Here is a 14,939-nt window from a genome sequence, read left to right on the forward strand (position 1 = left end):
GGAACGGGTGAGGGCGGGGTGGCCGATGGATCTCTCGTACACACGGACCGAGGAGGCCTTCCGGGCCGAGGCGCGGGAGTGGCTGCGGGACCACGTCCCCGCCGCGCCGCTGCCCTCCCTGGAGACGGGCGAGGGTTTCGCCGCCCACCGCGCCTGGGAGGCCGAACTGGCCGCCGCCCGCTGGTCGGTGGTCTCCTGGCCCGAGGAGTACGGGGGCCGGGGCGTCGACCTGGCCCGCTGGCTGGTCTTCGAGGAGGAGTACTGGGCGTCGGGGGCGCCCGGCCGCGTCTCGCAGAACGGCGTCCAGCTCCTCGCGCCCACCCTCATCGACCACGGCACGGAGGAGCAGCGGGCCCGGATCCTGCCGTCGATGGCGACCGGGGAGACGATCTGGGCTCAGGCCTGGTCCGAGCCCGAGGCCGGCTCCGACCTGGCGTCCCTCACCTCCCGCGCGGTCCGTACGGACGGCGGCTGGCTGCTCTCCGGGCAGAAGACCTGGTCCTCCCGGGCCGCCTTCGCCGACCGGGCCTTCGGCATCTTCCGCAGCGACCCGACGGCGGACCGCCCGCACCGGGGTCTCACGTATCTGATGTTCGACCTGCGGGCACCGGGGGTGACCGTCCGGCCCATCGGCCGGCTCGACGGGAAGCCCGCCTTCGCGGAACTCTTCCTCGACGAGGTCTTCGTCCCCGACGAGGACGTGATCGGGGAGCCGGGCCAGGGCTGGCGCATCGCGATGTCCACGACGGGCAACGAGCGGGGCCTGATGCTCCGCTCCCCCGGCCGCTTCCTCGCCGCCGCCGACCGGCTCGTACGGCTCTGGCAGGCGGAGGGCGACCCGGCCGACTCCGCGCTGCGGGACCGGGTGGCGGACGCGGTGGTCGGGGCACGGGCGTACCAGCTGTTCACGGCGGGCGCGGCGGCCCGGCTGGCGGCGGGGGCGCCGTCGGGGGCCGAGTCCAGCCTCAACAAGGTCTTCTGGTCGGAGTACGACCTGGCCCTGCACGAGACGGCGCTGGACCTCCTGGGCCCGGACGGCGAGCTCGCGGACGGCGCGTGGGCGGAGGGGTACGTCTTCTCCCTCGCGGGCCCCCTCTACGCGGGCACCAACGAGATCCAGCGCGACATCATCGCCGAGCGGCTGCTCGGCCTCCCGAAGGGCCGCCGCTGATGACCTTCCTGCCGACCGACGAACAGCGCGCCTTCGCCCGCTCCCTGGACGCGATGCTCACCACCGCGGACACCCCGTCGGCGGTACGGGCCTGGGCGGGCGACGACCCCGGCCCGGGGCGAGCCCTGTGGGGTCGGCTCGCGGAGGCGGGGGTGTGCGCGCTCGCGGTCCCGGAGGAGTACGAGGGCATGGGGCCGCTCCCGGTCGAACTCGCCCACGCCTTCGTGGAGCTGGGTCGTCACGCGGTGCCGGGCCCGGCGGTGGAGACGGTGGCGACGGCGGTACTCCTCGGGGAACTGGCACGCCTGGGCGAGCCGGGCCCGGCGAAGCGACTGCTTCCGGCCCTGTCGACGGGCGAGCGGACGGCGACGCTGGCGATCGCCGGGACGGAGGGCGCACGAGGGGGGACGGAAGGCGTACGGCACGCCGTCCCGTACGCCCTGGACGCCGACCGGGCCGACGCGGTGCTCGTCGTACGGGGTGAGGAACTGTGGCGCGCGCCCGGTCACGGCCCCGTCCGGGTCTCCGCCGACCCCGCGCGACGGCTCGCCCGCCCGGCACCCGGCGGGGAGCTGCTCGCCGAGGGCCCGGCGGTGGCCGCGGCGGCCGCGCGGGCCGGCCGCTGGGCGATGCTGGCGACGGCGGCGCAGTCGCTGGGCGTGGGCCTGGCGCTGCTCGACCGGACAGTCGCGTACGCCCGCCAACGCACCCAGTTCGGCACCCCGATCGGCGCGTTCCAGGCGGTCAAGCACCGGCTGGCGGACACGCTGCTCGCCCTGGAGTTCGCGCGGCCGCTGCTGTTCGGGGCGGCGGTGACGATGACGCCCGGGGACCTCGCGGCGGCCAAGGCGACGACGGGCGAGGCCGGGTACGCGGCGGCCCGCACGGCCCTCCAGGTGCACGGCGCCGTCGGCTACACGGAGGAACTGGACCTGTCGCTCTGGCTCCGCAAGGCCCGCCCCCTGAGGGACGCCTGGGGCGACCCGGCCACGTGCCGGGCGGCCGTCCTCACCGCGCGCTCATGACTCCTGGCGGGGCGGGCTCTCGTCGTTGCCGCGCCGGAGGGTCCGGGCCCGGCGTCCGGCGGACCAGGTGCGGATCACGAGTTCGTCGCCGTCCACCCAGGTCCGCACGACCTCGGTCGGGTCGACCCGGAAGAGGTGGAACGGCTGGGGTTCGCCCGCGTCGGCCACGTACCGGGCGACGGTCTCGGGGTCGGTGACCTCGACCGCCCGCCCCGAGACACGGACGTCCCCGCCGCCCATGTCGGTGCCGGCGCCCAGGTTGGCGAGGAGGGTGAGCCGTGGGTCGCGGCGCAGGTCACGGGCCTTGCGGGAGCCGGGCATCATGCCGAGCCAGAGTTCGCCGAAGCGGAAGCCCACCTCGATGCCGCTGAGCCGGGGCGATCCGTCCTCGCGCACGGTGGCGAGGGCGTGGTGGGTGTACTGCCCGAAGCGCTCGCGCACGGTCGCGGCGAACTCGGGTTCGGCGGCCTCGAAGGCCGACCAGGTGGTTCCGGTTCCGGTGTCTCCCATGGATCCAGGAAACACCGGATACCCGACATCCACTGTCCGGATTACTCCGTACGTCTCAGGTCCGGAACCAGGATCAGGAGGTGGCGCCGCGCTCCGCCACGCTGCGCTCGACGCAGAACTCGTTGCCCTCCGGGTCGCCCAGGGTCGCCCAGCCGGTGCCGTCCGGGTTCCGGCGGTCGTCGAGAAGGGTGGCGCCGAGGCCGAGCAGCCGCTCGACCTCCTCGTCACGGGTGCGGTCCTGCGGCTGGAGGTCGAGGTGGATGCGGTTCTTGACCGCCTTCGCCTCGGGGACCTGGATGAAGAGGAGGCCGGCCCCGGGCGTCTCGACGAGCACCTCCTCGTCGCCCGGCTGATCCTCGTCGGAGACCTTGGAGTCCAGGACCTTCGCCCAGAAGGTGGCGAGGGCGTAGGCGTCGGCGCAGTCGATGGTCACGTGTCGCACGAGAGAAGTCATGCCGCCATGATCGCCCTCGACCGGGACCCGGAGCCACCGCATTCCCGCCAGGCCGACCGAAGGCGGCCGGGCATCCGGCCACGGCCGCCGGCAGCGCCGCCCCACCACCCGCGGGCGGCGCCGACCAGCCGTCCACTCTCAGTCCGCGGTGGCGAGTTGTCGCCCCTCGGTCGACGCCACGAGCGCGGCGAGGGAGGAGCGGGCACCCTGGAGGTCGTGGATCTGCTCGTCGATGGCGTCCAGCCGGGCGACGAGCATCGGGCTCAGGCAGGGCTCGATCTCCGCCTCGCTGCCGCAGACGCAGTCGAGGACCTCGGCGATGACGCGCGTCGGCAGTCCCGCGCCGAGGAGGGCCCGGATGCGCCGCACGACGGCGGGGGCGTCGGGACCGTACACCCGCTGCCCGCCGGGGGTGCGCTCCGTGGCCAGCAGGCCCTGCTCCTCGTAGTAGCGGAGCAGCCGGACGCTCACCCCGGTCTCACGCGCCAGCTCACCGATCTTCATGTGACCCCCCTCACATCCGTCCGGTCGCGCTTGAACCTCACATCCGTGTGAGCTCCTACGGTTCCGAGCATGACGAACAACAAGAACAACAAGAACAACTCACCCGACGCGAGCAAGGCGAACGGCACGAACTCCTCCGGCCCGACGATATTCCAGCTCGGCGGCGACCTCCCGGTCCGGCGTGTCGGCTACGGCACGATGCGACTCGCCGACGGTCCCGGCGACCCGACCGGCCCGGCGGCCCACATCTGGACGGCCCCGGCCGACCGGGCGGCGGCGGTGAACCTGCTGCGGACGGCCGCCGAGGCGGGCGTCACCCTCTTCGACACGGCCGACGCGTACGCCCTCGGGGCCGGGGAGGAGTTGCTCGCCGAGGCACTGCACCCGTACGGCGACGGGATCGCCGTGGCCACCAAGGTCGGTGTGGTCCGGCCGTCCCCCACCGAGTGGGTGCCGCTCGGCCACCCCGCCTATCTGCGCCAGCAGGCCGAGCTGAGCCTGCGCAGGCTGCGCACCGAGCGGATCGACCTCCTGCACCTCCACCGCCTGGACGAGAACTACCCGGTCGCCGAACAGGTCGGCGCCCTGCGGCAGCTCCAGGAGGAGGGCAAGATCCGGCACATCGGGCTCTCGGAGGTGACGGTCGCCCAGCTGGAGCAAGCCGAGGAGGTGGCGCCGATCGCGGCCGTGCAGAACCTCTACAACCTGGCGACCCGGGACCACGAGGCGGTCGTCGAGCACACCGCGGGACGGGGGATCGCGTTCGTGCCGTTCTTCCCCGTCGCCATGGGCGGGCACGCGGGCCCGGACGGACCGGTCGCGCGGGTCGCACGGGAGATCGGCGCCACTCCGTCACAGACGGCCCTGGCCTGGCTGCTGCACCGGGCCCCGCACATCCTCCCGATCCCGGGCACCTCGTCGGCCGCCCACCTCGTGGAGAACCTGGGCGCGCTCGACGTCACCCTCACCGAGGAGCAGTTCACACGCCTCGGCGAGGAGGCGGCCGGCGGGAAGGCGCGGCAGGAATCCCCCTCATGACGGGACCACGCCCTGGGCCCGGGCCGCGGCGAGCCAGGCGGGGAACTCGGAGACGAGCCGGTCGTACAGCTCGGCGTCCGGGACCCGGCCGGGGTCCTGTCCCGCGTGGAAGAAGCCGGCGTTGTCCAGGAGTCGCTTCGCCGGTACGTCCAGCTCGTCGAGCCGGCGCAGGAACTCGAACTGCCGGCTGCTCGGGTCGCCGAAGCCGATGAACTGCCAGAAGATCGGCAGCCGGGCCGCCTTGCACACGTACCGCTCGGCCGCGAGCTTGTTGATCGGCCCGCCGTCGGTCTGGAAGACGACGAGCGCGGGCGCGGTGGATCCGCTGTCGAGGTAGTGGTCGATGACGGCGTCCATGGCGAGGTGGTAGCTGGTCTTGCCCATGTGGCCGAGCCCGGCGACGATCCGGTCGATCCTCCCGACGTGGTCGTCGAGCCGGATGTCGGTCTCGGCGTCGATGTCCGTGGAGAAGAAGACCACGGGCACCCGCCCGTCGTCGTCGAGCTGCGCGGAGAGCCCCAGCACCCGGTCGGCCAGGGCCTGGACCGCGCCGCTGTTGTAGTACGGCTTCATCGACCCGGAGTAGTCGACGACGAGGTAGACGGCGACGCGCTGCCCGTCGATCCCGTGCCGTCGGAGCGACTCGCCCGCCTGCTTGTAGAGGCTCACCAGCGCGGGCGCGGCCTCCTCGACCTTCCGCAGACTCATTGCCATGGATTCTTCCCCTCCGGAAGCTCCAGCCGCTCGATGTCCGCGAGCATGGCGTCGGCCAGGTCGCGCTCGGCGGCGTAGTACCGCTCGGCCCACCTGAGGGTGAGCCGGGGGTACGCCCAGGCCTCGTCCGCCGACGCGTCCGCCGCGTCGGCCTCGGCCCGCAGCCGCATGCCCTCGGCGTACGCGCGGTGCTCGGCCAGGACCTCCCGCGTCCGCTCGGGTTCGAGGAGATGGCCGAGCCAGAGCCGGAGCATCGGCCCGTGCTTGAGGACCGGTGGGTCGACGGGGGCCGCTCCGGCCCAGGAACGGACGGCGGCGAGGCCCTCGTCGGTGATCCGGTAGACGCGTTTGTCGCGCGAACCGGCCTCCGGGGCGACCAGGCGCGAGTCGGCGTATCCGGCCTTCTCCAGGCGCTTGAGCTCGCTGTAGATCTGGCTGAAGGACGGGCTCCAGTAGAAGAGGCCCAGGGACCGGTCCGACCATTTCTTGAGGTCGTAGCCGGACAACTCCCGCCCGAAGGAGAGCAGTCCGAGCACGGCCCAGCTCGTCGCCGGAAGCGCCGGCACGGTCTCTTCGTCCGCCACGGTCGGCAGTCTACGGCCCTTCCCTCCCCCATCCATGCCTGCTAGAAGTATTTCGATTAGGCATACTCGCCGTATCTTCTCCGGGAGGAGCTCCCCGTGAAGTTCTCCATGATCTTCGAAGCACAGCTCGTCGACCCCACCCCCGCCCGCGAACACCGCGTCCTGCACGACTGCGTCGAACAAGCCGTCCTCGCCGAGGAGATGGGCTTCGACCGGATCTGGGCGGTCGAACACCACTCCCTCACCCAGTACGCCCACATGAGCGCGTCCGAGATCTTCCTGACCTGGGTCGCCGCCCGCACCCGGACCATCCGCGTCGGCCACGGCGTGGTCACCATGCCCTTCGGCTACCAGCACCCCGTCCGGGTCGCCGAGCGCGCCGCCATGCTCGACGTGCTCTCCGGCGGCCGGGTCGACGTCGGCGCCGGACGGGGCGCGACCCGCCAGGAGATGCGGATGTTCGGGGTGCGCCCGGAGGACACCCGGCCGCAGACGGAGGAGGCCCTGCGGATCTTCGCCGCCGCCTGGCGCGAGCCGGAGTTCGAGTGGCACGGCTCCCTCGACATCGGCCCCGGCGCGGTCCTGCCCCGCCCCGTCCAGCACCCGCACCCACCGCTCTTCATGGCCTGCTCGCAGCACGATTCGCTCCGGCAGGCCGCCGAACTCGGCATCGGGGCCCTGGTGATGGGGTTCGCGGGCGCCGACGACGTCCGCGCGATGCGCACGGTGTACGACGAGGCCGTCGCCGTACGGGACGGATCGCGGTTCGTCTCCACCGAGGTCAACGACCACTTCTCCGCCCTGTGCCCGACGATCGTCCTGGACGACGCCGACCGCGCCCTCCGGCTCGGCACCCGGGGCCAGCGCTTCTTCGCCGAGTCGATCGCCCACTGGTACGGCGGCGCCCCCGCGCCCACGGGCTACGCGGAGGACGAGGACCACGCCGGCGCCCTCGCCCGCGAACGGGACGAGCTGATCGCCCGGCTGCACGAGGCGAACGTCCCCGCCCGGCCGGTCGACACCGGCACCTACAACACCGACCACGCGTACGGGGACGCCGCCACGGCCATCGCCTACGTCGAACGCCTCCGGGAGATCGGCGTCGACGAGGTGATGTGCCTGATCCAGATGGGAACCGTGCCGCAGGAGGACTGTCTGGAGACCATCCGCCAGTGGGGCACGAAGGTCATCCCGCACTTCCGCTCTCCGGAGCCGCGGTCGTGAGCGGCCTCCACGGCAAGGTCGTCGTCGTGACCGGCGCGGCCCGCGGCCAGGGCGCGGCCGAGGCCCGGCTCCTGGTGGCGTCCGGGGCGAGGGTCGTCCTCACCGACGTACGGGAGGAGGAGGGGAGGGCGGTGGCGGCGGACCTCGGCGGGGCGGCCGTCTTCGTCCGCCACGACGTGACGTCGGCGGAGGACTGGCGGACCGTGACGGACACGGCGGTCTCCACCTACGGCGGACTCGACGGGCTCGTCAACAACGCGGCCCTGTGGCGTACGGCGCCGGTCGAGTCGGAGACGTACGAGAACTTCGACCTCCTCCTCAGGGTCAACCTGTTGGGTCCGTTCCTCGGCATCCAGGCGGTGCTGCCCGCGCTCCGGGAGGCGGGCGGCGGGGCGATCGTGAACGTGTCGTCCACGGCAGGACGCGTCGGCGTCCCCGGCCACACGGCTTACGGGGCGGGCAAGTTCGGCCTGCGTGGCCTCAGCCGCTCGGCGGCGCGTGACCTCGCCCCGTACGGCGTCCGCGTCAACACGGTCCACCCGGGCGCCGTCGACACCCCCATGACGGCGGCGGTCGCGGACCGGGACTGGACGCACGTACCGCTCGGCCGGATGGGCCGCCCGGAGGAGGTCGGGGAACTGGTCGCCTTCCTGCTCTCGGAGGCGGCCTCGTACGTGACGGGCGCCGAGTTCACGATCGACGGAGGTCTCACCGCATGACGACCGACCCTCTGCGCACCGACCCCCTCACTCCGGCCGCCCGCGCGCTCTGCGACGCGATGACGGCCGGCTTCCCCCGCCCGGAGGCGGGCGCGGAAGCCCTGCGGGCGGCGGCCCGGGCACACCTGGGCGAGATCCCACCGGCGCTGTCCACCTCGGCGAACGGCGTTCCCGTACGCCTCTACGAGGGACGAGGGGACCCGGTCGTCGTCTTCGCCCACGGCGGCGGCTGGGTCCTGGGCGACCTGGACACCCACGACCGGACGTGCCGCGCGCTCGCCTCCCGTACCGGCGCGACCGTCGTCTCCGTCGACTACCGGCGCGCACCCGAACACCGCTTCCCGGCGGCCGAGGACGACGTGTGTACGGCCTTGGGGTGGGCGGCCGACCGCTGTCCGGGGCGGCCGCTCGTCGTGGCGGGCGACTCCAGCGGCGGGAACCTGGCCGCGGCGGCCGCCCTGCGCGCCCGCGACGGGGCCGGCCCGCCGCTCGCGGGCCAGCTCCTGGTCTACCCGGCCCTGGACCACCGCCTGGAGGGACGGTCGGCGCGCGACTTCGCGGAGGGCTACTTCCACACGACGGCCCACATGCGCTGGTACTGGCGGCAGTACGTGGGCCCGGACGGCGACCCGGCCGCCGCCTCGCCGGGCCTGGCGGCCGACGTCACCGGACTGCCCCCGGCGCTCCTCGTCCTCGCCGACTGCGACCCGCTGCGCGACGAGGGCCTCGCCCACGCCCGCCGCCTCTCCGCCGCGGGCGTCCCGACCGAGGTCCGCCTCCACACCGGCATGTTCCACGGCTTCCTCGGCGGGGCGGGCCTGCTGCCGGAGGCGGACGCCGCACTGGACGGGGCGGCGGCCTGGCTGAGGAGCCTCGGAAGGTAGGCCCCCGAGTCTCCCCAACGCCCCGCGATCCGGCCGCCCCTTCTGGAATCATCGACGTCCAGGGGTGCCACACAGGGGAGTTGGGGGTACGGGTGAGCTCGACGACGGACGCGGCCGAAGAGACGGGCACCGGCAGGCGGCGGGCGCTGCTCATCGGTGTGGGCAGGACCCCGTTCCTGGAACGGGACGAGGTCCTCGCCCGGCGCTTCAAACCGCTCGACTTCGTCGACCGCGACATCGAGATGGTCCGCGCCGCCCTCATCGAGTCCGACTACGAGGTCGACGCGCTGCATCCCGGCCACCCCGACCCGGAACGGCAGGACCCGGACGCCGGCTCGATCGTGGTGGCCGTGGAGAAGTTCCTGCTCTCCTGCGAGGCCGGGGACACCGCCTTCCTCTACTTCTCCTGCCACGGGGTGACCGTCGGCGAGCGCGAGTACCTCCTCACCTCCGCCGCACAGGCCCGGGCCAACGGCTCCCTGATCTCGCACACGATCCTGGAGGTCAGCCCCGAGGTCCTCCTCGGTCCCGTGCCCGAGGGCGTCACGGTCGTCGTCTGCCTCGACACCTGCCGTACCGACGACTCGCGCTCACCCGCCGACTTCCACGAGACGCCCCTGACGAGTTCCGCCTACCGCGACGTGGCCTGGCTGCACGCGAGCGGCCCCGGACAACCGGCCTATGCCGACCCCCAGAAGGGCAGCTACTTCGGGATCGCCCTGTCCCAAGCCCTGTCGCGCACCAGCCCCCCGAAGACCTTCAAGGAGGTCCACTCCTACGTCCAGGGGCGGGTGGAGCATCTCACCGCCCACCTCGCGGACCCTTCGCCGACGGTCGAGGCCCGGTGTGTGAAGGACCTCGAGGACCGGCTGATCCTCTGCCGGGGCTCCCGGCAGACCGAGCGCTGGGCCAAGGCGGTCACCACATCCGTCCTCTGGAACCACACCTCGCAAGGGCCCGAGGTACACCAGCGGGTCAAGGACCGGCTCGAAGACCTGGCGCGCGAGGTCGCGAAGAGCCGCCTCGGCACGGACGCGGCCCTCACCAGTCCCTGGAGCGATCCGGAGTACCCGATCCGGGTCGTGGAGCGTCTCGGCCGTCTCGTCGAGACCGCCGGCCTCACCGGCAACGAACGCCTCTCCCCCGCCGAGACCGCGGCCCTGCTCGCCGCTCCCCTCATGCACGAGGGCGTCGTCGCCGTCGCGTTGAGCGAGCTGGCATGGCTGCGACCGGACCGGCTGGACAGGCGGGAGGAAGGCGGCCGGGGCAAGGAGCCCGACGAGGGTCATCAGCGGCAGGTGTGCGACGAGGCGGCCGACCTGTGCCAGGCCCACTCGGGAGTGCACCACGTGGCCGAGTCGCTGCGGCAGCGGAAGCTGACCGATGCCGCCACCGCCGCCGACCACTGGCTGCGCCATCGTTTCATCGCCGACTGGGACCGGCTGTGGGACCGCACCGACGACTACCCGGCCGTGAACGGCCTCCTCGACAGGGTCGTCGGGGCCGTCTCGGCGGGCACCGAAGGCATGTCCGGCGCGCAGCTCTCCGAGGTGGACCGACACGTCCGCCGGGTCCTGCCGCACATGACGGTCCCTCCGGGGTCCAGCCCACGCATCGACGCCTCCGCCAGCCCCAGTTGGAGCCGGCTCGAACGCCCCGTACCGGGCAACATCTGGCGCGCCTGGGAGCTCGCCTACCTCCTGTGGCTGGCGGCGCTGCTCGCCGCCGACCCCCGCCGTATGTCCAGCGTGCTCGTCGACCACCTCGGCGCACGTCGGCCCCTCACCCCGGCGACCGTGGTGACCGCGCTCGCGGGCTGCGGCTGGGAGGCGCTCGACCGTGACGGGTCGACGGACTACGTGCTCCGCCTCACCTGCCCGCACCCCGCGCTGCACGCGGCGCTCGAAGAGCTGGCGGCGACCGCCGACGCCTCCGTGCGGGCCCTTCACCGGCGCTGGCACGCCGACGGGCACACCGCGCCGGATCTCCTCCGGGGCGTTCCCCGGAAGGTGACCGGCGAGTTGCTGAAGCCGACGGACCAGAGCTACACGGTGCCCCTGGAGCGCTTCCGGCTCGCGGAGGACGAGATCCGGCCGCTGCTCATGGGTACCCAGTTGTACGGCGACCGGACGCTCGCGGTGCGGGAGCTGTACCAGAACGCACTCGACGCCTGTCGGCACCGGCGGCAGCGCGCCGAGTACGGCGACAGGCGCAAGCGGTTCAACGGCCCCGACCGTGAGCCCGAGATCCACTTCCTCCAGGCGTACGACGGGGACCGTCCGTACATCGAGTGCCGCGACGAGGGCTCCGGGATGAGCCGCGAGAAGCTCACCTCCATGTTCGCCCGCGCGGGCAAGCGGTACACACAGGACCCGGACTACGTGCAGGAGCGGCGCAACTGGCGTCGGGTCGGCATGAAGCCGATCCCCCTCAACAGCCGGTTCGGCATCGGGGTGTTCAGCTACTTCATGCTGGCCGACGAGGTCACTGTCCACACGGAGGCGATCGACGAGTACGGCAACCCGTCCCGCACGGCGGTCCCGCTCCGGGCCACCGTCCAGTCGGGCTCCGGTCTGCTCCAGATCGGCCCGACGGACAGCCCACCGGGTCGAGGGGGCACGGTGGTGCGGCTCTACCTCAACCACGAGGGCGACGAGGAGGACCCGCCGTCGGTGGTGACGACGCTGCGGCGCCTGCTGTGGGTGAGCGACTTCCGGGTGACCGCGGTGGAACTGGGCCCGGACGGGGAGGAGATCCGCTCGGACGCCTGGGACCCAGGTGTCCTTCACGCCTCGGGGGACCGCGCCACGGAGTGGCACGGGCCGGCCGTGAAGGCGGGCGATGAGAGCTGGATCGTCCAGGGACCCGGGCAGTTGCTGCTCGACGGCATCGTCGTGGAGCGCGCTCCCGAGGTCCTCGGGTACGTCTTCAACCTCCGGGAGAAGCACCGTCCGGAGCCGAGCGTCAACCGGAACTCGCTGGTCTCGTACGACTCCGTGGCGGTGCGGAAGGAGCTGCTCGCCGCGGTACCGGTCGCGGCAGGCGTACTCGACGAGGTCCTCCTGCCGTGGCTCTGGGAGCTGGCGAGCGAGGAGCCGCAGCTCGTCGTCCGGCTCTTCGACCATCTGCCGCCCGGAGCGACCGGACTCCTCGACTCGGAAGCCGTCGACTACCGGCTCCCCGCCACCCGCCTGCCCCTGCGCCGCACGGGCGTCCTCGGAATGGACTCCAGCCAGATGCGGCGGTGGACGGGCCGCGAGCCCATGCCGAGCTCCGAGCGGGCCGAGGCGAGGATTCTCAGACGGTGGCGGCTGACAGCGCTGGGGGCGTCGTCGATCGGCGAGCCCGCGTTCGCGCCCGACCGCTACCCCGCGCCGATCGGCCTGGACGCGCTCCTGGCGTCCTCGCGGCTGCTCGACGGCCGGTGGGCGGTCCCCTTGGGGGCCGCCCTGCGCGCCGGAATCCCGCTGGCCGAGAGTGTCCGGGCATTGCGCCGGTACGCGATCGCCGGCGCCCATGTTCCGGCCGCGCGGAGCATCGCGGACCTGCGCGCGGTGGGCGCACCCAGCCATAGAATGGCGGATCTCTGCCAGGCCTACGAAGCGGTGGCCGCGCGGGCGACGGTCGCCGAGCCGCCCACCGCCGCTCACGTACCCCTGCTGACCGTGGCCACCCGCCACGGCGTGCCCCCGTCCCGCCTTCTGCCGGATCTGGACGTCCTTCGGCGCCTCGGCGTCGAGATCCCCGATCCGGGTGTCCTCTCCGCCGTCGACCTGACGGCGAAGCCTCTTGAGGCCGAATCCGCCCTCCTCGAATCCTCCAGAGGCCCCTGGCGGAAGGTTCACCCCGTCGATCTGCTGCTGAGCGCGCCGCTGCCCGCGCAGCGACGCCGACTGGCCGAGCGGATCACGGCCCTGGAGCCGCTGGGCCTCTCCCACGCCGAACCCGTGCGCGAGGAGACCCTCGACCACCCCGCGCTCACTCCCTTCGAACGGAGGCTGATGTCGCGCGACATCGACGGCATGCACCCATGGCTCCCCGCCGGCCGTCTGACCGTGCACCAGCTCATGGACCGCAGTAACAGCCTGAGCAGGACGCTCGGCGAGGTGGCTCGGGATGTGGCCCGCATCGCGCCGGCCACCGGGGTGTCCGCTCCGGAGGTGCCCGAGGAGTGCCAGGACTGGATCCCGCCGCGATGGGTGGTGAGGGCGGCACGCTCCACCAAGCCGACGTCCGGGACCGGGGCCACGCACTCCAGTTGGCGCCTGCTCAGCAACGCGCACCAGGCCGACCGTCGCCCTTCGCCGGAAGAACTGCGGCGGGAGCTCGTCCTCCTGGACACGTGGGGTTGCCTGGCCGATCCCGTCGACGCGCTGGTGGAGGAGTTCGAGCACCTCTCACCCGCCCTCGCCGGCCTGCTGGACTACGGACCCAGCGGCTGGTCCGTCGATGTGGACGAGTGGGGGTTCGATGCCGGCGTCTTCCGCATCGCCCTCTTCCTGAAGTTGGCGGCCACGAACCGCACCACCCTGGGCGAAACCATCGTCGACCTGACGCGGAACGAGCAGGGCGCGCGCCGGATTCCGCTCCTGATCCCCGCCGTCCCTGAGGGGGCCTCCCTCCTCACACCCGTGCACGCCCATCTGACTCACCTGCTCCACAGAACCGCGCACGGCGAGTCCTTCCGGGAGCACCTGGCGATCCAGGACCTCCTCTCGCTCGCCATGACCCGCCGCGGCGGTACCCTCAGGGACGCCGCCACCGTCCTCGACGCCTACCGCTGCCTCGGCGGCCCCGCGGCCCCCGGCCCGATCACCGACGCCCTCGCCGTCCTCGAACCCACCGAGTTCGACCTCGCCGCCTTCGATCCGAGCCTCCTCGGCCCCGGCACCCTCGGCGCCCTCGAACTCGTCCTCGTGGCGGGCCGGTTCGGATGGACGCTCGGGGAGACGTACGACCGTTACGCCCCCTTCGCGAGCCTCGGCCTCAGGGTCACCACGCCCGAACCCCAGGGCGGCGAACGGGACATCGTCCCCGGCTGGCGTGACGTCATCGTCCTCACCGAACAGTTGACCGGCCGTTCGCCCGCCGTCGCGGGAACCGTCACCGACGAGCATGTCGTTCTCTGTGCCGAGGAGACGGAGCAGTCCGAGGACGGCGTCCGTGACAGCCTCCGCAGCTACGCCCGACTGTTCTCGCTCGTCGTTCCCACCCCCGGAGGACCACAGGCATGAGTCCCATCAGCACGTGGCAGCGCAAGCCGTTTCCCCCCACCGCCGCCCGCACCGACTTCGTCTGGGAGGTGTGGACCGACGGCGACGGCGTGCAGGCCACCGGCCCGTGCCCTGAGTGCCGGTGCACGACCAGAAACGTCATCACGGGAACCCAGTTCGCCACCAAGGGCCCCTCCAGGCAACTGAGGGACCTCGTGGCCTCCGCCGAACCGAAGTACGCCGCGTGCCAGTGCACGACCTGGCACCTGAGCCGGCCCGACGGGATAACGGCCGGTTGCGGAGCCTCGTTCTACATCGCGCTCCCGGCCCAGGGGCTCCCCCTGTGAGCGACTTCTCCGAGGACGAACTCTGGAACGCCAACCTGCGGGTACGGGCGATGGCGAGCCCGCCCGAGCGGCTGCGGGCGGCGCTCCAGCAGGCCGAGGGGTACCGGAACTTCCTCACCACGCTCACCGGGCTGCTCACCGTGATCTTCGTGCTCAAGGGTCAGGAGAACCTGAGCAAGATGACCACCGGCCCGAGGTGGTGGGTGATCGGCCTGCTCGCCGGAGCGTTCGTGCTCCTCCTGGCGGCCTCATGGATGCTGGTCTCGGCCGTGCACGAGCGTCCGGGCAAGGAGATCCTCACGGACGCGAAGTACTTGCTGAATTACGAGAAGAAACGGGCCAGGTCGGTCGTACGCACGACCGGCGCAGCCCGCTGGATGGGCCTCGTGGGAGTCCTCGCGGTCTCCGCCGCCTCCATCGTCACCTGGATCTTCCCCGGCCCGGTCGGCTGACGGCCCCCCGGCCCGCATCCGGACGCGCATCGGCGCCCGCCCAGTCGTCCGGTCGGGGACATTCGGGGGGCGCCGCGCTCAGTTCCGTACGTCGTTGTAC

14 protein-coding genes are annotated in these 14,939 nt (G+C 72.8%); 9 read left to right on the forward strand and 5 right to left on the reverse strand.

Going from position 1 to position 14,939, the window contains the following annotated elements; all coding sequences use genetic code 11:
- The first annotated feature begins 25 nt into the window (after positions 1-25).
- Together OG514_RS03610 and OG514_RS03615 are read left to right on the forward strand one after the other, a co-directional pair.
- A complete protein-coding gene (locus OG514_RS03610; protein ID WP_266890738.1) occupies positions 26-1,171 on the forward strand; it encodes an acyl-CoA dehydrogenase family protein in 1,146 nt (381 codons plus the stop codon).
- The gene (locus tag OG514_RS03615) at positions 1,171-2,196 is read left to right on the forward strand and encodes an acyl-CoA dehydrogenase family protein (protein ID WP_266890740.1); all 1,026 of its coding nucleotides are present in this window, start codon (positions 1,171-1,173) and stop codon (positions 2,194-2,196) included. The genes OG514_RS03610 and OG514_RS03615 overlap by 1 nt, the downstream gene beginning before the upstream one ends.
- Here the strand turns inward: OG514_RS03615 and OG514_RS03620 are convergent.
- The 3 genes from OG514_RS03620 to OG514_RS03630 all read right to left on the reverse strand — a co-directional run bounded on the left by OG514_RS03620 (position 2,191) and on the right by OG514_RS03630 (position 3,664).
- Complete coding sequence (locus OG514_RS03620) at positions 2,191-2,706, reverse strand: pyridoxamine 5'-phosphate oxidase family protein (RefSeq protein WP_266890742.1); 516 nt, start codon at positions 2,704-2,706, stop codon at positions 2,191-2,193. The two genes, OG514_RS03615 and OG514_RS03620, sit on opposite strands and share 6 nt — an antisense overlap.
- Positions 2,707-2,779: 73 nt before the next feature.
- Entirely contained in the window at positions 2,780-3,160 is a 381-nt protein-coding gene (locus tag OG514_RS03625; protein ID WP_266890744.1) for a VOC family protein, read from the reverse strand.
- Between the two features lie 138 nt (positions 3,161-3,298).
- On the reverse strand, positions 3,299-3,664 hold the full coding sequence (locus OG514_RS03630; protein WP_266890746.1) for a MerR family transcriptional regulator: 366 nt from the start codon (positions 3,662-3,664) through the stop codon (positions 3,299-3,301).
- A 69-nt stretch (positions 3,665-3,733) separates the two neighbouring features.
- Between OG514_RS03630 and OG514_RS03635 the strand changes: the two genes are divergently transcribed.
- Complete coding sequence (locus tag OG514_RS03635; protein WP_266890748.1) at positions 3,734-4,702, forward strand: aldo/keto reductase; 969 nt, start codon at positions 3,734-3,736, stop codon at positions 4,700-4,702.
- Here OG514_RS03635 and OG514_RS03640 read toward each other — a convergent pair.
- Positions 4,697-5,416, reverse strand: a complete 720-nt coding sequence (locus OG514_RS03640) for a VWA domain-containing protein (RefSeq protein ID WP_266890750.1) — start codon at positions 5,414-5,416, stop codon at positions 4,697-4,699. The genes OG514_RS03635 and OG514_RS03640 overlap by 6 nt on opposite strands.
- The gene (locus OG514_RS03645; RefSeq protein ID WP_266890752.1) at positions 5,407-6,000 is read right to left on the reverse strand and encodes a PadR family transcriptional regulator; all 594 of its coding nucleotides are present in this window, start codon (positions 5,998-6,000) and stop codon (positions 5,407-5,409) included. The genes OG514_RS03640 and OG514_RS03645 overlap by 10 nt, the downstream gene beginning before the upstream one ends.
- Positions 6,001-6,096: 96 nt before the next feature.
- Here OG514_RS03645 and OG514_RS03650 point away from each other — a divergent pair, with 96 nt between their 5' ends.
- From OG514_RS03650 to OG514_RS03675, 6 genes are all read left to right on the forward strand, one after another.
- Entirely contained in the window at positions 6,097-7,224 is a 1,128-nt protein-coding gene (locus OG514_RS03650; RefSeq protein ID WP_266890754.1) for an LLM class flavin-dependent oxidoreductase, read from the forward strand.
- Complete coding sequence (locus tag OG514_RS03655; RefSeq protein ID WP_266890756.1) at positions 7,221-7,943, forward strand: SDR family NAD(P)-dependent oxidoreductase; 723 nt, start codon at positions 7,221-7,223, stop codon at positions 7,941-7,943. Before OG514_RS03650 ends, OG514_RS03655 begins: the two co-directional genes overlap by 4 nt.
- Complete coding sequence (locus OG514_RS03660; protein ID WP_266890758.1) at positions 7,940-8,827, forward strand: alpha/beta hydrolase; 888 nt, start codon at positions 7,940-7,942, stop codon at positions 8,825-8,827. Before OG514_RS03655 ends, OG514_RS03660 begins: the two co-directional genes overlap by 4 nt.
- Before the next feature lie 92 nt (positions 8,828-8,919).
- Positions 8,920-14,061 (forward strand): caspase family protein, encoded by a 5,142-nt coding sequence (locus OG514_RS03665; protein ID WP_266890760.1) that lies wholly within the window; start codon positions 8,920-8,922, stop codon positions 14,059-14,061.
- Positions 14,058-14,387, forward strand: a complete 330-nt coding sequence (locus OG514_RS03670) for a hypothetical protein (RefSeq protein ID WP_266890762.1) — start codon at positions 14,058-14,060, stop codon at positions 14,385-14,387. The genes OG514_RS03665 and OG514_RS03670 overlap by 4 nt, the downstream gene beginning before the upstream one ends.
- A complete protein-coding gene (locus tag OG514_RS03675; protein WP_266890764.1) occupies positions 14,384-14,839 on the forward strand; it encodes a hypothetical protein in 456 nt (151 codons plus the stop codon). The genes OG514_RS03670 and OG514_RS03675 overlap by 4 nt, the downstream gene beginning before the upstream one ends.
- Positions 14,840-14,939 lie beyond the last annotated feature (100 nt).

Origin of the sequence: Streptomyces sp. NBC_00572 (assembly GCF_026341815.1) — a bacterium.
In the GTDB taxonomy this organism is placed as follows: Bacteria; Actinomycetota; Actinomycetes; order Streptomycetales; family Streptomycetaceae; genus Streptomyces.